Source organism: Syntrophomonas zehnderi OL-4 (assembly GCF_000983115.1).
In the GTDB taxonomy this organism is placed as follows: Bacteria; Bacillota; Syntrophomonadia; order Syntrophomonadales; family Syntrophomonadaceae; genus Syntrophomonas_B; species Syntrophomonas_B zehnderi.
Genome location: NZ_CGIH01000034.1, coordinates 1 through 20028, shown reverse-complemented (window position 1 = coordinate 20028; position 20028 = coordinate 1). Strand labels below are relative to the sequence as shown.

Sequence of the window (20028 nt, the reverse complement as noted above, 5' to 3'; positions counted from 1 at the left end):
ATTTCAACTCCCTTAAGAAAAGACTCCAGCTTAACGCCAACATCTCATTATTCTTGTAAAGTTTTTGCAAATTCGATCATGGCCTCACCAATCATCTTACGAACCGTTTCTTTGTCCAGTCCGTCATCTATTATTCCGGCATTTTTCTCTATCAAAAACGAAATCCCATCAAAAAGATTAGTAAGCCGCCCCAAGAACAGGCTGCCTTTACCAATTATCATGGCCCGCTCAATATCACCGGCCAGGATCATCTCCCGTCCGTGACCGATAAACGGTATTCCGGAAGGTATATGTCCTTGCGTGGGAGCAAATCCCGGTACCCCGAAACTATCAACCGCCTGGATGATTTCATCCCTGGAGAACTCACCTCTTTTTACACCTAAGGCCGCTATCATCTTGTAATTGGCCTGAGGTACGTCACCCGCCCCGGCCGGTTCGGTTATTTCCGGATTCTGCATTTCCGGTGAATAACGGTTCACATCGGTGATTTTATAGCCCAGACTGTCCAGGGGATCAGTAACGATGGCGGTCATGACTGCCTGGGGGGAAGCACCCGAGCCGATCCGATGGCGGCCTACCGCGTCGGTACGAATGACCGGGTTAATACCATCGTTTTCGCCGATATGAACCGCGAAGGCTCCCAGCATATCTTCCAGGACAGGCAAACCTTTTTTGACATGTTCTTTGGAATTCATGCCTAATTTGGCAGTAGAGCCGCCAGCCAAAACTACTACATTTTTATAAACACCCGCCTGCACCAGAGCCGCTGCCTCTACCAGGGCGTGAGCCGGACCGGCGCAAAAACTGCGGGTATCTGAGCCAGTTGCATTTATGCATCCGCCGATCTCGCCGACCGATTTGGCAAAATTGCCTCCGCCACGCTGGTTCATATCACCACAGGCTTCTTCTGAGCATTCAATAATATAGTCAATGTCTTTAGCATCTAAATCTGTTTTTACCAGCAGAAGTTGCAGAGCAAAAACAGAGGATGCTTTGGAAACAAGATTTTCAAGCATTACATGAGCGGACAAGGCATCATCAAATTCATGAGCCTTCTTGACACAGCCCACCAGCTCACCGTTAAAATAAAGCGGCAGGGCCAGATGTTCGGCGGTCATTTTTTCTATTTGCGCTAATTCAGGCGCGCTTTTTTCCAGGTTTTCAAAATTATTAATACCTGCCAATACTGGATGAAGGGCCAACTTGTCCCTTACCTGGGCTTGAAATTTCTCTTCTAAGAGAACTAAATCAAAAATATCAACGATTTTCATGAGTCCTAGAAACTCATCTTCCGGCATTATTTCTCCAAATCTGCCGTTGCGTGAGACTGTGGAGATCTGGTTTTCGTACCAGGGCCGGGGGATGTTCTTTAAATCATCAGGGGTAATATTGCCGATATAGGCCTGGTTCGGGGGATACTTTACCGCCGCCTCAAAACTGCGCAGATGCGCCGGTAGTTTTTTTAAATGATCTGAATCTTTATTTATACGTAATTCTGAGGTTTGAGTGGTGCCATAATGGATAAGCATTTCATTGGCTTGAATCAATCCATAGGCGGCACCTTTTACAACCGGATAGTTCATCGAATCTTACCTCCCGATTCTAATAAAGGGGTAATAGCATTGACCGCTATTACCCTCTCGTAATGTGGTCAAAACAAGCGCGTTTTATGTTCAGGGGTTATTTTCGATAGCTTTTGACCTCTTCTATGATCTCATCAACATTTAGAACCATTTCCATCATTCCGATTTGCTCATCATAAACCCCGGCATCTATTTCCTCTTTTAATTCGAAAATATGGTAGGCTTTGAGTCCCAACGAGACTCCTGACAATGGACCGGCAAAGGTAGGATCGCCAGAAGCCACGGTTTCCGCGGCCAGACCAGAAGCTTCAGCTTCTGCTCCTCCTAATACGACAATGAAATCTTCCTTGCCATATTTATCGCTTAGATCCTTGATTCTGGCTTGATTTTCCAGATCCATTGCTCCTGCGGCAGTTCAAACAAAACACTCAGTTGTTGAAAACACTATGTCGGCGCCGGCAGTTTTTATGCACTCTTCTATGGCAGGACCCGGAATGCCATCACGGTCGCCCAGTATAGCTACTTTTTTGCCATTTAACATTATGCATGCTCCTTTCTGTTGTTAATAAGTTATAAACCTTTACTAGTACTGCTGTTTCCCAAAATCGGGAGGAAGGGGGAGGTACTCACTTTAACTCATTTAACTTGGCTTCAACATCTTCAATGGCTACTTCACCGGTTATTTCCGCGATTTTATCGCCATCCCGGTAGAAGGCGATAGTCGGTAATCCTAGAACTTTCTGGCTAATCGATAATCTGCGGTTGCCAGCTGTATCAAGGCTGCAGAATTTGGCTTGGCCTTTATACTTCTCCGCCAGTTGATGTACACTGGGCATAAGTTCCTTGCAGGGTTCACAACTAGGACTCCAAAAATCAACCATAACCAACCCGTCTGCCTTTAGTACTTCTTCCTCAAAATTATTTTTGTTTACTTCGATCAAATCACTCACCCCCTCTCATAAAAGTTTGGGGACACTGCTCTGTGAAAATACTGCGAACTTAGAACCCGGCAAGGTTCATCTGATTATCAAGGTCTTCGGGGCTAAAAGAACCACTGAGTTTGGAGATCAATTCGCCTTTATGAAAAAGTAAGGCCGAAGGTATTTCATCTACCGCATACCTTTCTACCAGCCTTTGATTACGATAAGTATCTATCTTGACCAGTTTTACGTTCGTTCCGGTCTTTGCCACCCATTGTTCCAAATCCGCGATAGCGTTGATACTAGCTTCAACCTGGGGTGCCCAAAAAGCTACCCAAACCGGTTCCTTAACGTTTAATACCCTTACCTTAAAGTCTTCCTCTTCAGCCAGATATTTATCCGCAGCTACTGCCGCAATTGCTCCGTCACTGGCTGCAGTTACCACCTGGCGCAAATACTTGACCCGGCAATCCCCTACGGCATATACCCCTGCAACTGATGTTTCCATCTGTTCGTTGGTAATAACATAACCCTGTTCATCCAGATCAACTTGCCCTTTGAGCAGCTCAGTCTTAGGCACGGTTCCTACAAAGAAGAAGACCCCGTTTATCTGCATTTCCGTAAGTTCACCGGTTTTAATGTTTTTAATTACCACGCTTTCAACCAGGCCGTCTCCTTTAACCTCCTGCAATACCGAACTCCATACCCACTTGATTTTGGGGTTAGCCATAGCCTTTTCGGCACTTGCCTGATTGCAGTCCAAGATACCTTCATCATGGATTACGATGATAGTAACTGTTTCGGCAAACTTGGTCAGGTACATGGCCTCCTCCACGGCTGCATCGCCATTGCCGACTACGATAACATCAAGTTCTTCAAAAAAGTCCGCATCACACGTAGCACAGTAGGAAACACCCTTGCCGCGAAATTTATTCTCGCCCCTGATATTAAGTGAGCGCGGCTCCGCTCCCAGGGCCAGGATAACTGTTTTAGCCTTATAGACCTGGCCGCTTTTGGTCGTCAGGAGTTTAACATCGCCGTTAAGGCTTAAATCTACCACTTCATCACGGACAATCTCGGTACCGAAGCTTTCCGCATGGTCTGCCATAGCCTGCATGAGTTCAGGGCCGGTAGTACCCCTGCCAAATCCGGGGTAGTTTTCCAGCTCTTCAGTAGTAGCCGCCTGTCCTCCCAGTCTTCCTTTCTGCAAAATGACCGTTTTTAGACGGGAGCGGGATCCATATATACCAGCCGACATTCCTCCCGGCCCTCCGCCGACTATAACAATGTCATAGATATCAGACATGGCGATCTCCCCTTTCCGGATTTATGATAGTTGGATCCAAGATCACGATATGTATTCCTTTTGTACTTTTCTGTTATACCACTAGTATACCACTAAAATAATTTTTCGCCATAGTTATTTATTTTTTTTGCAAATTATAAAAAAGGAGATAATATCTTAGGCCCTTCGCTGATACTTCTGAGTAACAAATCAGAAACATATGATGATCAAATATAATAAAAATGGACAAAAAAGGGTTAGGACTTTGTATTTTGATGAACTGCTTAAGAAACGTCAGTTTATCAAATTACGAAGTCCTAACCCTCGGATGTTGATATGGTTTTATAATAGTTCTTGTTTAATCTGCTCTACGAATTGATCCGTATGCAATTTGGCGTACTCGGAAGCTTTCCCGGCATCCCGGGCTTTCAGAGCGTTAATTATATTGGGCAAAGTGCCCATGAATAAATTTATATCATTAATATCAGGCTGCACATACAACCACATTCTTTCCGTATGCATATGCAGGTCATCAAGTATCTCTATAAGACAAGGATTCCCTGAACTTTCATAGACAATTGCATGAAAGCGCTGGTCTTCAATAATAATTTGTTTATAATCTTTGACAATATCATATTTTCCTATCCGGTTTACAATTGCTTCGAGTTCTTCAATCTTAGCTTCGCTTATCCTTTCAGCGGCCAACCCGGCAGCAAACCCTTCCAATTCCCGGCTGACATCCAATACTGATTTTATATACAAAAAATCAATAGGTGCTACCTGAGCGCCAAACCGGGGAATTATATTTAACAGTTTACGGATTTTTAGCTGCTCAAAGACACGCCTGACCGGAGTACGGCTCAAGTTAAACTCATTGGCAATGTCCTTTTCATTCAAAACCTGCCCGGGAGCATACTCCAAACAGATAATCCGTTTTTTAAGGGTTTCATATATATCCGATGTGCTGGGTGTGTTTTCCATGTGTTTATCTCCTCAACTTGCAGCGTTTGGTGGTATTATTGACACACATTAACGTTTAATTTAGGAATGATTAAATAGTTGGTTGCATTAAATGGTTATCGGATGCCAAATCCCTACCCTCTCTGCATTTTTAATTAATAGTGTAACCGACTCAAATCATAAGTAGCTGCGCTCTCGCCCTAACACTGCAGTAGCCTATTTTTATGCTTCGCAGTTAATGTTAACATAAGTACTTCTTATATTCCAGCCGAACATTCAAGGATCATCAACCATTCATGCAATTTCTTGATCCGACATGAAATAATTGCGGCACATTTTCCCATCCCTCCTTTAATGCCTTTTAAATCAGTGTAGTCCTGCTAAAAGTGCGGTCTTATTGTTAGATGGTTGTAACGCGGCTGAACGCTTTTATTACACTTATGGCACGTTTGCGTTCACTGCCCAACTCCAGGAGTAATAATCTAAAACGAGCGGTTGCAAGGATTTTCGGTTATGCAATTATTTGCTTATTAGTGTGGCACGATAATTGCTACTATAGATTAGCAAATAGATCTGAAGCAGCCTTAAATATTACGATGTCTTAGATTCCGAGTCAATATCTGTCATCGTTTCGGCTCATAAGACATAACAGCTTAGATCTCAAGCCGTTTTAGTACTCTATTAGTAACTAGGTTCATAAATTTATCAAGCTAAAATCAAACATGAAAGCGAGGGTGATATTATGCTTAGCCAAAAACAAGTAAACATTAGGTATCTAATCTGTTTAACTCTGTTCTTGCTTTCCGGTTGTCAGATAATAGTTGGCTGGACAGCTACTATGTGCGGAGTTCTAGGAACCATGGCCTTGGCTTCGGCATTGCTCCATTATTCACCGATTCATGAAGCCCTGCGTCCCTGGTACAAAAAACTATCCCTGCACAGACCGGACGCACCTTCTGCCGGCAGAGCCTAGACTTAGATAGGCGTAACCCGTTTAATCAGTGGCAAACCCTAAAATGGCCTGACCATCTTCCTTAAGAAGGGTCAGGCCATTAACTGTTAGGTATTAAAATTATCCGCCAGACTACCTCTTATGTGGCTTAGAGAACTTCTTAGGCATTTTTCTTCTTCTAATCCAGGTAATGCATCACCTTAGGTTTAAATTGCACCTTCCCAAGCTTATAGCCAGCGTTTCATTTCTGTAATTCGCTCTGGATTGATAAAAAGGTTAATGGCAATTAATATAATCACCAATCTCATTATGCTTTGTATTGCATAATATACTCTTTTTGTTTATATTTTGCCAGTAAAATTTGTTATATTTAGTTCGGGATGCAGTTAGATTTTTCTTGCTTGCCAAAAACAATCGAAAATCTGACCAGTTGCTCAAAAAGTTTTTTAATACCAGGAGGTTATGAAATGATAGCTTCATTCGCATTATCCCCGGCGGCTGCCAAACGTCTTATCGCCCGTGGATTAATTAATGAACCCATATTTAGACATGCCTATACGACCGGCAAGCTCATTATATCTGTGGGCACCACCAATTCTTATATCGCTCATGAGTTGGGGCTGATTAACGCCTCGGAGCAGCGTTTGTTTGCGGCGGGTGTCGTCACTAAAGGTCTGCCCTGTGTGGCTGCGGAAAATCGTTTGCCCCATATATGCCTGGAAAAAGGCCAACGGGTAGAAGGCGACTGGGTGGAGTTTCTAAATGGTTTTGGACGGGATGATGTGTTTATCAAAGGGGCTAATGCCTTTGACGCCAACGGAAACGCCGCAGTGCTGATGGCTAACCCCCAGGGCGGAACCGCCGGGGCTGCTTGGGGTGTTTTAGCCTCCCGCGGCTCTAAGGTTCTTATCCCGGTAGGCCACGAAAAGATGATCCCATCCTGCCAGGCGGCAACAAAGGTCATGGGCATTGAGCGTGTCGATAACAGCCTGGGGCTGCGCTGTGGATTGGCAGTTTTGCCGGTAGGACAAATCTATACGGAAATAAACGCGTTACATGCCTTATTCGGGGTAGATGCCACAATCGTAAGCGCCGGAGGGGTAGACGGTTCTGAAGGGTCTATTATGGTAGCCATCGAAGGTGAGCAACAACCGGTGCGGGCTGCTCTCACCATGGCCCGCAGCTTGCTGAAAGAAAAACCTCTGTCGGTACCGAAACAATCCTGTAATAATTGTATTATGGATTTCCCCTGTTTTTTCAAACAGGAGGAGTAATTGCCTTACCTGCCTAATAAGCGCTGTATAAAACGCCTATAGAGGGTTTTTTTCGGTTTATCTTGAGTATGCTCGTTCCCGATGCTCGGGTTGGCTGGAACTGTATTTATTTCCCGGGCTTTCTCAGGCGCAGGTTTGGAAACGGCCGGATCTGGTTTTTCCTGCTTTGTAACCGGCTTACTATTTACCCTGGTGGTATTATAATCCTTAGTCACCTCGCGCCGCCGTTGTCTATCTTGCTGAGGATACTGAGCAGGCTGGGGGGGCGAGGGCTGCTTTTTATTTTTATTTAAGTTCGACTGGGCATCAGCAGCAAAAGACTGCTGTTTTTTCGGTGAATTTTCCTCTATCCATTTATCCGCCGCAGCTCGGCACTTATTTATATCCGCCTCGGTGGGCAGTTCCATTTCCTCGATTAAAACTCCGATGTGCTCTTCAATTTCATAGAGGGTCATAATATCTTCGCCCGTAACTAAAGAAATAGCGCGGCCTACGTTTCCGGCTCTGCCGGTACGTCCGATTCTGTGGACATAGCTGTCTTTTTCTATAGGAACATCATAGTTTATGACCAGAGACAAATCATCTATATGAATACCGCGGGCCGCCACATCAGTGGCTACCAGTAAATGAAACTCCCCCTGTTTGAAGCGCTCCAGGGTCTTAAGGCGCGTATTTTGAGGAATGTCACCGTGCAAGGCCCGGCAAGCATATCCCTTCCGCAACAAGTATCTTTGCACCCTATCGACCATGAATCGAGTATTGCAGAAAATCACACAGCTTTCCGGCTGTTCAAGCAGCAGTAGCCGGTTTAACTGCAGGTTCTTTTCTTTTTCCTGCACCCGATAGTAAACCTGTTCGATGGTATCCACCGTCATGGTCTCAGATTCAATTTCAACAGTTACCGGATTCTTCATGTACTTTCTGCAGATTTTATGTATTTCAGCAGGTATAGTAGCTGAGAAAAGGAGTGTTACCCTGTTTCCAGGTAGGGTTCTAATAATTCTTTCCACCTGATCGACAAAGCCCATATCCAGCATCCTGTCCGCTTCATCGAGAACTAAGAAGCGAATATGTTTCGTTTTTAAATTCCCGTGACTGATGTGATCCAATACCCGCCCCGGTGTTCCGGTAACAATGGCGACGTTTTTTTTAAGGGCCTGAATTTCCGCATTTATATTATGTTGCCCGTATACAGCCGTAGTCTTGTGTTGAAGATGTTGGGCCATCTGCTTCAGGTCGCTGTCCACTTGAACTGCCAATTCCCGGGTCGGAGCCAGAATCAATCCCTGAGGGCCAACTGCCCTGGCGTCAGTCATTTGCAGGAGGGGAACCCCAAATACAGCGGTCTTGCCGCTGCCCGTTTTAGACATGACAATTACATCTTCCCGATTCAAAACATGAGGGATGGCTTGGCTCTGAACCCCCGTAGGGGCCTTATAACCCATCTCTTGCAAGGCCTTTAAGATGGGGGGTGAAATACCCAGATCATCGAAACTTTTTTCCATTATTATCTTCTTTCATTATTGCAATTTGTATTAATTATATCATTTCCTTGAGTATTAGTGCGAATGAAGCAACTAGGCAGGGTTAAAGGCTGCCTGGTATTAAAACCTGCGGTGCTGGTCAAAAAGTCAAAAAGGCCCCTTGGTTTTTGCCTGGGCCTCTTTTAAGGATAGCTCATATTTTTAGCCTGATTATATACAATAAGAACGTCCCCGGTTAACCAACTAATAAAATTTATGGGGAATATAATCGGCTGCATTTTTAATCATAGGCGTATACTGACCGGCCTTTATTATTATGGAATCATATGTGGTATCAATAGTAATCCATTGCTTGCTATCTCGTAAATAAACCTGATTCCAGGCATGGTAGACAGCCGGATCATTTTTATGATAGCCTGTCACCAATTTCGCAGGTACACCGACACTTCTCAACATAGCAGCCGTCAGGGCGGCATAATCATAGCAGATTCCTGTTGACTGGCTGTAAACTTGATCCAGCTTGGGGATGTAGCCGATTTGAACTGTTCGGGCTTTTTGATTATCATAAGTAATATTTTTTACAATATAATCGTAGACTAACGCTACTCTTTCTTGATCACTCCGGGCACTTTTTACTAATTCCCGCGCCTTGACAACGGCTGGTGTTTCCTGATTCCAGTCGATCAGCTGGATGGACTGCAGGAATACTATATGCGGCTCTGACAAGCTCAGGCTGATTTCTTCCTTGGCAATGAGCTCATATCGGTTACCGCCTTTGGCTTGACCTATCATAATCATGTATTTGCCATCTCCTGCCTGCAGAGGATATGTTTCTCCGGGAGACAAGCGGTAATCGTAGCTAATCGTATCCTTGCTTATTTTAATTGCCATATCGCTGTCGTTGTCCTGCTCATATTGCACAGAAATAATACCTTTATCTATATGGCTTTTATCAATACTTAAGGATAGCGGAACTGCCCATGCTGACGCTGGAACCAGCAAGAGAGCTAATGATAGCCCAAGAGTAATTATAAGTTTTCCCTTTGACTGGTGCACAAAAAACTCTCCTTTCGGCGGCTGGCTGCCATCTTAGTCCTGCAACTAAGGAAGGCCCTGTAGCTTTGCGTCATTGGCTTTAGCCAATTTTGCCTTTATCGGCGGAAAGTGCCTATGTGTGTAATGATTTTTGATTTGTTAATAATATACCATTTTACTCTGCATCTGAAAAGCTTATTTACCAGTCCTGGATTAACTTGCCTTTTACAATGAGCCGTTGGGTGGGATTTTTGACCGGGTGGCAGGTAATCAGGCTGATTTCCCGGTCTTGACCGTTTCCTTGCAATACCCAGACTTCCTCGGGAGAAACATACAGTTTCTCCTTAACTTCGTAACGGTACTGTCCACGACTATTTTCCACCTTTATAATATCGCCCGCCTGCAACTCATCAAGGCGGTTAAAATTTCTGCCATAGCCATAGTTGCGATGGCCTGCCAGGGCATAATTTCCTACCTCTCCTGCCCGGGCAGTGTTTTTTAAACTGGCAACGGATATTTCTAGATTCTTCGCCGTGACACCCTTTAATATGGGCTGTTTTAAACCAATCTTGTCAATGGTTATTACGCCCTCCACATGTTTGGCAATATATGCGCGGAGCGCCTGTTCTTCAGCTTCTCGCTGGCGAGCCTTAGATAATTCCCGGGAGTTTTTAAAGGCATCTGAGGAAGTTTTCTTCTCGGCTGCCACCTGTTGGAAAGTTTTCTGCCATTCCCGCATAATCTTCTGCTGCTGGTAGTTTAGATAGCAATCCTTGCCCCAGGGGTAAAGCAGTATGAGCAACCCCAGCAAAATACATAATATGGATAGGATTTTTCTTGACATACCTATACCGCCTTATTTCTTATTAACCCCCCATGGTCGCAGGACACAACCAACTATTAAATTGGTGGCGCTATACGGATGGGGAAGCTCTGCTTCCCACCGGAAGCTAAAGCTTCCGCTACCAGGGTAAATAATCGTGTTTTATTGCATATCTTTTAATGGGTTTCCCAGCGGAAGCTAAAGCATCCGCTACGGTTATTGGGGCTAAAGCCCCTGCTCATATTACCGGGTTTTTTGAGCATATTCGATGATGCTGCTAATAGCGTTTTGTTAATTAAAGATAAATCCCCCTGCGGGGACTACTGGTGCTCCCTAACGGTCGCTATTAAGGTTGCACCCTACGGGTACTACTGATATGAACTTCGTTCATAATTAAGGCTGCACCCTACGGGTACTACTGATATGAACTTCGTTCATAATTAAGGTTGCCGCGTGAATCCGCGCAAATCCGCGCGATCCACGTCTATTTTCTTTATTAATAGTAAGAGGCAGAGTCGCCTCTGCCTCTTACTGTCTTGGCTTAAACCCGTTTGCGTCCTATTCCCGCTCCTAAAATCAGCAAGGCAAAGCCGAGCAGATAGAAAGGAAGATAGGAGTTTTCGCCCGTCTTGGGTAAAGTTTTGTTTGCATTCGTGTCTCCCAATGGTAGACCCTCATTGATGCCAAAGTCTTCGGAAGGATTTCCTCCTCCACCGGATTCATTCCCGCCGCCGGGTGGTGTTCCTGGAGTTGAAGGGCCGGCGGGGTCTTCAGGTTCTTGCGGTTGTTTAGGATCGGGATCTTTTGGTTTGTCAGTATCTCCCGGATCTTTTGGGTCGGACGGGTTAACACCGCCGCCACCGCCACCGCCACTAGATATTCTGCTATTAGTTTTTTCAAGTTGGATAGCCGCAATCTGATTTTCCTCAATTTCAAACGCAACCGGGTCACTGTTTAGCCTATAGCCGGCCGGTGCTTTGGTTTCGATTAAATGGTACTTTCCGGCTGGCAGATCTTTTAGGCAAAGTGCGCCATTGTCATCAGTCGTTAATTGCTCAGCAGTTATCCCCGGCACAACTTCGTAAACACCATTCGTTTCTTTCCTTAATTCAAAGACTGCCCCTTTAAGGGTTAAGGTTTTATTCGCATTATATTTAGTTAGTTTTACCGAATGGTCTTTCTTGTTGTTTTTAATTGTTAAAACTAGTTCAACTGCATCTTGTTCCCCATCCAGCGCAACTTCTTGTGGTGTAAGGAGGGCATAACCGGAATGGGGCTTTTCTTCTGTTAGGATATAGGTGTCATATGGCAAATCACGAAACTCAGCTATACCATCTTCATTCGTTGTGGCAGTCATGACCTGTGAGCCATCATTAAACTTCTTAACCAGGTTGAACACAACATCTTTCAAGGGAGAGTTATTGGCTCCGTCAACCTTTTTGATGATAATCTTCCCTATTCCTCGTGTATTTTTCATTTCTACCTGTATGACTTTAATTTGGTTGTCTGTGATTGTGAATTCGGCGGTTTTACGCGCTGCTTCAACCGGCAGCAGGTAATGATGCGGCGCCGCTGTTTCCTCGAAGTAATATGTACCCGGGGCCAGGTTGCCCACCGTAATTTCTCCGAATTCATTCGTTTCAAAAGGCTGTGGCACAATATTTCCTGCTGTATCCTTTACCTCTACTTGCTTATGAGTATTGGCATCATAGAGTTTAAATTGTGCTCCTGCCAGGGGACTTTTATCATCTTTATCCACCTTCTTCAGCGTGACTGCCCGGACGAGTTTCGTATTTGTGACAGTTAACGGCTGCAAAGGTTGTCCAATCGTAACTTTGGTCAGATTTTTATAGGGTGATTCGTCCAGACTATAACCTTCCGGGGCTTTGGTTTCTATTAAATAGTAGTCGGTTCGCCCAACCTTGGTTGTGAAGGTGTAAACACCGTCATTATCTGTCGAAACCCGCTCAATCAGAAATCCGCCAGTTTTAGCGCTCCAAAGTTCAAAGACAGCACCTGACAGTTTTTTAATTGGATCGTCTTTATCAACCTTGGTAATTTCAAGCTGACCCTTTTCGGCAGAGGCACCGCCAGTGAACGTGAATGAAGCATTACTGCTGTTTCCTTCGTCTTCACCATTATTGGTGACTTTTGATTTGTAGGTTAGCTTGGCCTGGTTCTCGAGCTTGTCCCCCGATGCCCCGAGGAAATAGCTGTCATACTCTACCGTATAGGCTTTAGTAATTGGCTCATTAAAGACGATTTTAAAGGTCGAGTCCGGGTCGTCAAAGGTTACATAATATAGCCCATCACCAATTGTCCCCGGGGAATAGCCAGGTTCCACCCTGGTAGGGGTATTATTGGAACCAGTAAATTTCATTTCATAAATTTTAAAGCTATCTTTATAGATCATCTGGTTTGGGTTTTCTTGGGCATCTTGACCAACTATATCGGTAATCACTACGTCACTTAACTCGGATTGACCCCAGTTCAGTTTAATTGTCCAGTGCAGCTTAGCCGACTTTCCTTCTTGCTTATAACCTTTCGTGATCAAATTCTTGGTATGTTTGACAGTTACCGTTTTCGTCCAATCAGCATTATAGCCGTCAGCACCGCTTAATATCGCCTTATTGGTTACAGAATGATCTTTCCCGTTTTATAACCTTTACCCTTTTGCTGGGGGTTGATCGTAACGGTACTGGTAACATCAGTTGTAGAATACTCTTTATCATTTGTTTGCCAAGTAAGTCCTACTGTATTTGCGTATTTATCAAGGTTATCTACGCCCCGGACATCATACTCGGTGGTATAGGTAACCGTGACCGGTGCTGTGATGGGACCAGGAATATTTAGTGTAAATCCGCCCTTTTTATCGCCAGCAACATCTCCATCTTTGTCTGTACGTGTATATGGCAGATCCTTACCGTTCATCTGCACCTTAAATGTTCCATCGACAATCTTTAAATTTTTATGAACAAAGGTGTCCTCTAATACGAGGTAAGCCATATTATAACCGGCACTATTTAAGACGATTTTCCAGTCAACTGTTTTTTCCTGATAGTTAATGTTGGAATTAGTTTTTGACAGAACATTTTGGCGATATTGAGCCGTTATAGTTTTTTTGTCTTCCCGGTCACTGCGCTTAACTTCGTTAGTAACATCACTGTTTTCTGTTACCAAGTCTTTTGGTTGGGTTGAATAGGTAATTGTAAATTCTTCGTTTATATCCTGCCCCAGAGTTAATACAAAACCTTGATCGCTATGAACCACAGTTAAGCCTAAAGGCAGATCAGTACTGCCATTCACTTTGAATGTGCCCGGTACTAATGCGTGTTTGCCAGAATTCCAGCTATCAGTAATTGTCGTCCCAGCGGCTAGATTTTTACGGTTGCCGTTTACTTTGATTTCCCAGTTGGCGGTTTCACCGGATTTACTAACCGTTTTGGCCAAAGGATCGCCATACGTGACGGTGGTTGACTTAGAGTCTGTTTTCCCGTTAAACTTGGCCTGGTTTTTGATCGTCTGGCTTGCATCTTCTGTATCCCCGGGAATTGTTCGGTACTCGATTTTATAGGCATATTTACCGGTAAGATTTAAGGTAAAACTTGTTGCACCAGCAGCCAATTGCGGATAATCTTCGGTTACATCCCTAGATGATAGAATTGACCCATCATTGCCTAATTCCAATCTTGTCACCTTTAGTGAAGTAGGGTCGTATTGGTGATTCCCTATAAGGGTGTCAGTAAATTCCTTACCCCCACCAAGGTCATCCATCACTGTATTAACATCTACGGTCCATTGCACATAGCTGCTGCTATTTCCACTGTTTTCTGGAGCAACACCCTTTGCTATTACTTCTCCGCCTGGCGGCTGAAATATTAACGTAATTGTGCCGCTTCCGGGCAGGGTAAGTTCTTGTTCAAGCGCGGTGTTGTTTTCATCAGCCTCGAATATTGCCGTAATTTCAAACCAGCCCTTTGTTTCCAGGCCTCCCGAACCTTCCTCGCCTTGGAAACGAATGTTCTCATTAAACGTAATGACTACATTTCCTTCAGAAATACCATACGTGGCATAAGTTTCTCCGGCCTCGTTGCTTAATTCCCCGGATCCGTTGGCAGGCTTTAACGGGGCAGGTAAAGTATAGGTTAATGTAGAACCTGCTTCATAAGGATGTTTGTCAGGCAATGTAAAGTCGAATCTTAAATCGATTTCATCCCCCATTACGGGGCGATAATTTTCGATATCCTTTAGTTCAACTCCGTCTTTTGTTGCAGTAATCTTTTCTATTACGTCAGTACTTACAACTGAGCCAGTATCCGCATAGGAAAAGGCGGAATAGGCGGATAAAGGAATCTGCAGCAGGAAGGCCAGCAGAATCACCATACCAATTCGGTGTCTGCGTTGGGCGTAAAAATATCTCATCAAAAATCTCCTTTCATAAGAATTCTCCTTTCACAAAACTGTTTTTTTTGTGAAAAGTTCACTCCTTTCACCTTAATTTTTTCTGACCATATTTTATGGTCATACTTCAATATAGTAAATTCCGCCATTACGTACATCTGGTTTTTTTGCCATAATATATATCTTTTCTTGCTGTTTTTACATAAAGTGAGTTTAAAGGTCAGCGGATTGGGGAAAATTTGGAATGAATCGGGAAATTGACCGCTGCCGTAAACCTTGGTTGGGTGCTCACCACCATAGAATGGTCGTTCGGAGGATCTGTAGCAGGAGAGGCTGGTCGGAGGCTGAAGCCTCCTCTACGGTAGCTATAGGATAGTTGGTCGGAGGCTATGTGAGCGGGTCGGTCGGAGGCTGAAGCCTCCTCTACGGTAGCTATAGGATAGTTGGTCGGAGGCTATGTGGGCGGGTCGGTCGGAGGCTGAAGCCTCCTCTACGGTGGATCGCAGCAGGTCGCGGCAGTTGGTCGGAGGATCTGCAGCAGGAGAGCTGGTCGGAGGCTGAAGCCTCCTCTACGGTGGATCACAGTCGGTCGGAGGCTGAAGCCTCCTCTACGGTGGCTACGCGGAAGGAGGGTTGGCTGATCATTGGCGAGGGGACTAGATTTTTCTTTGCAGCAGGATTAATTCTACTCCATGAACCGGCAGGGTGGTTTGTTCTTTATGTTCCCCTGTCAGAACCACCTCTTTCACCTGCATTTCGGGAAAGCTGTGATTTTTTAAATAATTGATTTCTTCGGCGGACATATCCTGCGGGGCACCCATTTCCACCCATTTGTCAAAAGCAGAACCATGGGAGCGATTCAAGCGGTAACGGGTTATTTTGTAGGCACCTTGAAGTCCCGCTAGCATTATGGTGGCTTCATAAGCTGGTTTATCCTCAAAGACCCGGTACCTGTCCGTCTCCGTCAGGGCAGAGGTATCTCCGGTCATAAAAAAAGGATCATAATAGGCAAAATTATATAGCAGTATCTGTATCCCGGACTGATTTTTAGTAATAATGTATCCTTCTCCTTTTTCCAGGATCTGATCACCCAGTTTGGACAGAAAATAATATGCAAAATAGGAAGCTTTTTTTACGCCGTCTTTGTTTACCAGCCCAAAGCTGCCATGAAAAGGCGCATTCCCCAGAGGGACTTCTTCATTAATATCAGTGAAAGTCCAGTATGCCATCATATCAGCCAGACCGATGCATTGGACTACGTTATGAATAATAAATGCGGCCACAAACACCGTATCATGAACCAGATTGCGATTGTATGCAGACGCATTCCACTCGGTGATGCATATTTCCGGCAGGCTGCCCCAAGCTTTTTCTATCTTGGCTCGGGCTGTTTGCAAGGTTTGCCGGGTATAATCAGGCCCATTGTATATACGCGGAATACCAGCCAGCATCTGGTTTTTTTTCTCATATGAGATGTCGCTTTTAATAAAACTGTCCATCAACTCACGGTCTTTTTCTGGGTCGGGATAACGCTCCGGATAAAGGTGCAGGGATACAAAATCTACCGGCACTTGTTCACGGCGGCAGTAGAGCAGGAAATCATCCAGCCAGGGGCTTTCAATGGCTGCCTGACCAGTAATGGCAGGCCCTCCCACCTTGATGCGGGGCTAGATTGCTTTTACCGTTAAAACGGTTTCTTTATAAAAGTCAAAGTACTCTTCTTGCGTGCCGGCCCAATAAACATTTGTAAGTTCCGGTTCATTCCACACTTCAAAATACCAGGATTCTATTTCATTAAGACCATAGCGATTAATGCAATGGCGGATAAAGGCATCTACCAATCCTTTCCATCTCACTATATCGTTAGGTGGTGAAATATTGGCTTTCCACCAAAAAACCGTTTCCTCGGATCTGCTTAAATCAGCCGGCATAAAACCCAACTCCACAAACGGTTTGATGCCAACTTTTAAAAAGTTGTCCAAAAGATTATCTACATAGGTCCAGTTATAAGACACGTTCCCTTTCAGATCGGTCTGGTATATCATCATTTCATCCGCAAATATGCCATGAAACCTTATATGTTCGAATCCGATTTCTGTTTGTAATTCTTGCAGCTGCTCCTGCCACCGGCCTCTTAGACCTTCAGCGGCCCTGGTGAAACTGGTTAGTTTTCTCCAATAAGGCTGCCAGGGTTGTCCTGGCTGATCGCTGTCAACGGCGGTATACAACTTTGCCTTGCCCGAATTTGGCTCATGATACCCCGGTTCGGTTTGATCAGCATTTTCGGCATCCAGATAGCCGTATAGGGTTTTTAGGGCGGCTTGTCGATCTACGTCCAGATAAGTTCTGCTTCTGATGGGGGGTGAGGCATCGGGGGGATAGAAAATATTTTGCCCATCGCTATCTGTATCTCTTTTAGGTGTCATATACTGCAGACCATCATTATCTATATCGCTTTTAGGTGTCATATACTGCAGATTGGGATTGTACTCTAGATGCTGGTGATTGATTAGATTTCTATACTCTCCGGGAGGCACCTGAAACTCTTTCTTGAAAGAAATATGGAAAGCCGCAGCACTGGTAAAACCTGTCTCAGTAGCAATTTCAGCTATGCTTTTTCACTGCTTAGCAAAAGCTCAACCGCTCTCTGCATTCGGGTTTTTTTTAAATACTCCTGAAAGGATATGCCCATCTTATCTTTAATGAAGTGGGATAAATAATAATAGCTTAGATGCTCCTCTTCCCCTATTTCTTGCAGGGTCAGCTTTCTATGCAGATGCTGTTCGATATAATTGGTTATCCTTTGCAGTCGATTCAGATCCTCATCGGAAATTGCGTTATCTAAGTCGGCCTTATTATAAAACGGAAAAGCAATCAACTCTCCGGCCAGCAAAAACAGATAGCTGCCGATTCTGGAGCGAAAGCCTGTCTGCCGTCGGCTAATCTCCCAGGAGATTCGAGCCAAATATTTTCTGATATTAGCATGACGATGCAAAACAGCATCATTTTGCCCAAATGAATTGCAGTCAAAATAAAAATCGGTAAAATTAGGATATATGAACGCATAAAATGCGGGGTTAATCTGCACAGCTAAAAGTAAATTCTGTTCTTCTGTTTTGAACGTATTATGAACTTCATTGGAGTTAACGAAAATAAAATCGCCCGTTTGCAAAAGATATTTTTTTTGGCCAAGCCGAATGTTTACTGTCCCCTCTAGCACTAGAATAAATTCCACCTGTTTATGCCAGTGTAACTCAATTTCGTCCACGCTATGTATTTTGGCTTTGACCGGAAATTCCCCTTCTGGATAGACGAATTCGTAATAGTAAGTCATAATACTCCTCCATTGCTGCATAGCGGATGGTTGACTCCGCTGCCTAATCGAACCTATTTCACTCTCCACTTCATTCAACCCAATTATAACCTTTCATTTGACAAAGAGGTGAAAAAACGCAACGGGATTAAAAATCGTTTGCAAGGATTTAGGTATGGTTAAATAATGCCCCGGCACTCGGCCGGGGCAATTTAAACTGGTATAAGGTCAGGTTAAGTGAGAAGGGGCACCAGAAGCACCTGCCTAAGCAACTGCAACTTGCCAGATCACTTTTTGCCAATTAAAAGGCACAACGGGTGCTAGTTTTTGATTACTTTCGTACCTCGACACCATACCTCAAATCTGGAAGGCTCTAACAAGATATTTAGATTATCCATAGGATTTTTATCGAAAATCAGAAAATCCGCCCATTTTCCTGCTTCCAAACAGCCATATTTATCCGCTATACTCAAGGCTAATCCAGCATTATAGGTAGCTGTTTGAATTGCCTCCATAGGTGTTAAACCAAATTCATCGACATAAAATCCTAGTTCCCGGGCGAATTTATCATGCAGACACATAGGTATACCAGCATCTGAACCTGCAATAATAAGGCAGTTTTTACTTCCAAAATTCTTCTGGGAATACTCTATTAATGATTTCAGTCCATTAACCATTTTCTTTTCAACTATATCTCCTGCTTTTATGTGCAAATCACTCAAACCGGTTTTCTCAGGAGGGGTCTCCAGGTAAACTCTGGGGGCCAGTATAGTGGGACAATAAAATAATCCCTTTTCCTTCATCATCAATACGGTGTCTTCATCAATCTCTGCGCCATGTTCTATATTAACCCCACATTCCACACATTCCCGTACTGATTCACTATTTTCTGAATGTGCTGTTACTGGGATATTATACTTGTCGGCTTCATCAGCTATTGCAGCTAAAATGGCCTTGGGCATAATTGGGCCACCGACACTGGCAAGATCATCTGCGTCAGTGACTCCTTTGGTTTGCAAAACCTTTATACAATCAACCCGCCTTAAATATAATTCTTTTACGGCAGCGCGAGCCTCAGCTTCAGAGTTTACTACATAGGACATGGCTGCCCCATGTCCTCCAACCGGGGTAATTGATCGTCCCGCTGCCAATATATGCGGTCCGAAAATTTTACCCGAGTTAGTCTCATCCCTAATCTTGATATCACCCCAGTTAACATCTCCCAGAACGCGAAGAACCGTAATTCCTGAATTCAACGATGTTTTCAAGACCTGTTGGCGTTTTTTCATGAGAATATTTCTAATAACCGGCAGGCCAGCTAAAAACTGAACCAGCTTGTGGTTGAGCGAGGATGCCCGCGGTAATTTTTCTCCGGTAAACATAATATGCACATGGGCATTACATAAGCCCGGCATTATAAATTTTCCGGTGCAGTCAATAACGTCCATACCGGAGGACTCGTATTCTGCCTTGAGGTCTGAATCAGCAGCGAGAGCGGTGATTTCGTCTTTCTCAATTATCATGGTGATATTATCCAAGCAATCACCGTTTTTCGTGTCGATTAAAGTGAAATTTCTAAAGCATTTTTCAGCCATTTTTAACCCCCTGCGTCTTTTTAAGTACCTTTGCAGCTTTCTCTAACCCGAAATCATCCCCGTCCTAACCTTTTTGGCAGATATTTAGTTCTACAATCCTGTCTGCAAAAATTGCCTGAAGGTCAGAAGTTTAATTCGTTCGCTGTTATTAACTTGAGACTTTTGCATAATTCAAAAAAATATTCGAAAAAAGATAAGTCAAAGCTATCTGTTATAATTAGCAATAACATTTATTACCATGTTGGCTAAGATATAACAGTCAGACTATGACAATTTCCGAAAAAGGACATAGTACCCCCTTCAAAGTATTTTGTTCTTTTAAAACCCGATAGATTTAAGTTATGCAGCCAGCGACTGCGTATTGCTATCTTGGTTAACTGCGATAACAGATGCAATCATAGTT

Annotated in this window: 14 protein-coding genes, 1 pseudogene and 1 riboswitch; of the genes and pseudogenes, 2 read left to right on the top strand and 13 right to left on the bottom strand. The window is 44.0% G+C overall.

The annotated features are described in order from the left end of the window. Positions 1 to 47 precede the first annotated feature (47 nt). From grdC to AAV90_RS10300, 5 genes are all read right to left on the bottom strand, one after another. Positions 48 to 1583 carry a glycine/sarcosine/betaine reductase complex component C subunit beta gene (grdC, locus tag AAV90_RS10325; RefSeq protein WP_046498667.1) on the bottom strand — a complete coding sequence of 512 codons (1536 nt, stop codon included), beginning with the start codon at positions 1581 to 1583 and terminating at the stop codon, positions 48 to 50. 97 nt (positions 1584 to 1680) lie between these two features. Further along, positions 1681 to 2124 carry a glycine/sarcosine/betaine reductase complex selenoprotein A gene (gene grdA, locus AAV90_RS10320; protein WP_084691560.1) on the bottom strand — a complete coding sequence of 148 codons (444 nt, stop codon included), beginning with the start codon at positions 2122 to 2124 and terminating at the stop codon, positions 1681 to 1683. Between the two features lie 85 nt (positions 2125 to 2209). Further along, positions 2210 to 2524: a thioredoxin TrxA gene (gene trxA, locus AAV90_RS10310; RefSeq protein ID WP_046498661.1), complete on the bottom strand. Its 315-nt coding sequence runs from the start codon at positions 2522 to 2524 to the stop codon at positions 2210 to 2212. Between the two features lie 58 nt (positions 2525 to 2582). Beyond that, the gene (gene trxB / locus AAV90_RS10305) at positions 2583 to 3809 is read right to left on the bottom strand and encodes a thioredoxin-disulfide reductase (protein WP_046498660.1); all 1227 of its coding nucleotides are present in this window, start codon (positions 3807 to 3809) and stop codon (positions 2583 to 2585) included. A gap of 321 nt (positions 3810 to 4130) precedes the next feature. Then, on the bottom strand, positions 4131 to 4769 hold the full coding sequence (locus AAV90_RS10300) for a GntR family transcriptional regulator (protein ID WP_046498658.1): 639 nt from the start codon (positions 4767 to 4769) through the stop codon (positions 4131 to 4133). Positions 4770 to 5490: 721 nt separating this feature from the next. Here AAV90_RS10300 and AAV90_RS10295 point away from each other — a divergent pair. Both AAV90_RS10295 and AAV90_RS10290 read left to right on the top strand, forming a co-directional pair. Beyond that, positions 5491 to 5721: a hypothetical protein gene (locus AAV90_RS10295; RefSeq protein ID WP_046498655.1), complete on the top strand. Its 231-nt coding sequence runs from the start codon at positions 5491 to 5493 to the stop codon at positions 5719 to 5721. Positions 5722 to 6167: 446 nt separating this feature from the next. After that, complete coding sequence (locus AAV90_RS10290; RefSeq protein WP_046498652.1) at positions 6168 to 6974, top strand: hypothetical protein; 807 nt, start codon at positions 6168 to 6170, stop codon at positions 6972 to 6974. Positions 6975 to 6979: 5 nt separating this feature from the next. On the opposite strand, the gene AAV90_RS10285 is transcribed toward AAV90_RS10290, so the two are convergent. From AAV90_RS10285 to AAV90_RS10255, 8 genes and pseudogenes are all read right to left on the bottom strand, one after another. Beyond that, positions 6980 to 8479, bottom strand: coding sequence for a DEAD/DEAH box helicase (locus AAV90_RS10285; RefSeq protein WP_046498649.1), 1500 nt, complete (start codon positions 8477 to 8479; stop codon positions 6980 to 6982). A 222-nt stretch (positions 8480 to 8701) separates the two neighbouring features. Further along, complete coding sequence (locus tag AAV90_RS10280) at positions 8702 to 9514, bottom strand: transglutaminase-like domain-containing protein (protein WP_052729732.1); 813 nt, start codon at positions 9512 to 9514, stop codon at positions 8702 to 8704. 13 nt (positions 9515 to 9527) lie between these two features. Beyond that, positions 9528 to 9618, bottom strand: a riboswitch (cyclic di-GMP riboswitch). Positions 9619 to 9692: 74 nt separating this feature from the next. Further along, complete coding sequence (locus AAV90_RS10275) at positions 9693 to 10337, bottom strand: class D sortase (protein ID WP_046498647.1); 645 nt, start codon at positions 10335 to 10337, stop codon at positions 9693 to 9695. A gap of 520 nt (positions 10338 to 10857) precedes the next feature. Beyond that, complete coding sequence (locus AAV90_RS10270; protein WP_046498644.1) at positions 10858 to 12870, bottom strand: SpaA isopeptide-forming pilin-related protein; 2013 nt, start codon at positions 12868 to 12870, stop codon at positions 10858 to 10860. Between the two features lie 80 nt (positions 12871 to 12950). Next, positions 12951 to 14738, bottom strand: a complete 1788-nt coding sequence (locus AAV90_RS10265; protein WP_046498641.1) for a collagen binding domain-containing protein — start codon at positions 14736 to 14738, stop codon at positions 12951 to 12953. Positions 14739 to 15373: 635 nt separating this feature from the next. Further along, positions 15374 to 17143: pseudogene (locus AAV90_RS15445) on the bottom strand (GH39 family glycosyl hydrolase). A gap of 182 nt (positions 17144 to 17325) precedes the next feature. After that, complete coding sequence (locus AAV90_RS14155; protein ID WP_052729729.1) at positions 17326 to 18051, bottom strand: AraC family transcriptional regulator; 726 nt, start codon at positions 18049 to 18051, stop codon at positions 17326 to 17328. Between the two features lie 299 nt (positions 18052 to 18350). Then, positions 18351 to 19625, bottom strand: a complete 1275-nt coding sequence (locus tag AAV90_RS10255; protein ID WP_046498640.1) for a metal-dependent hydrolase family protein — start codon at positions 19623 to 19625, stop codon at positions 18351 to 18353. Positions 19626 to 20028 lie beyond the last annotated feature (403 nt).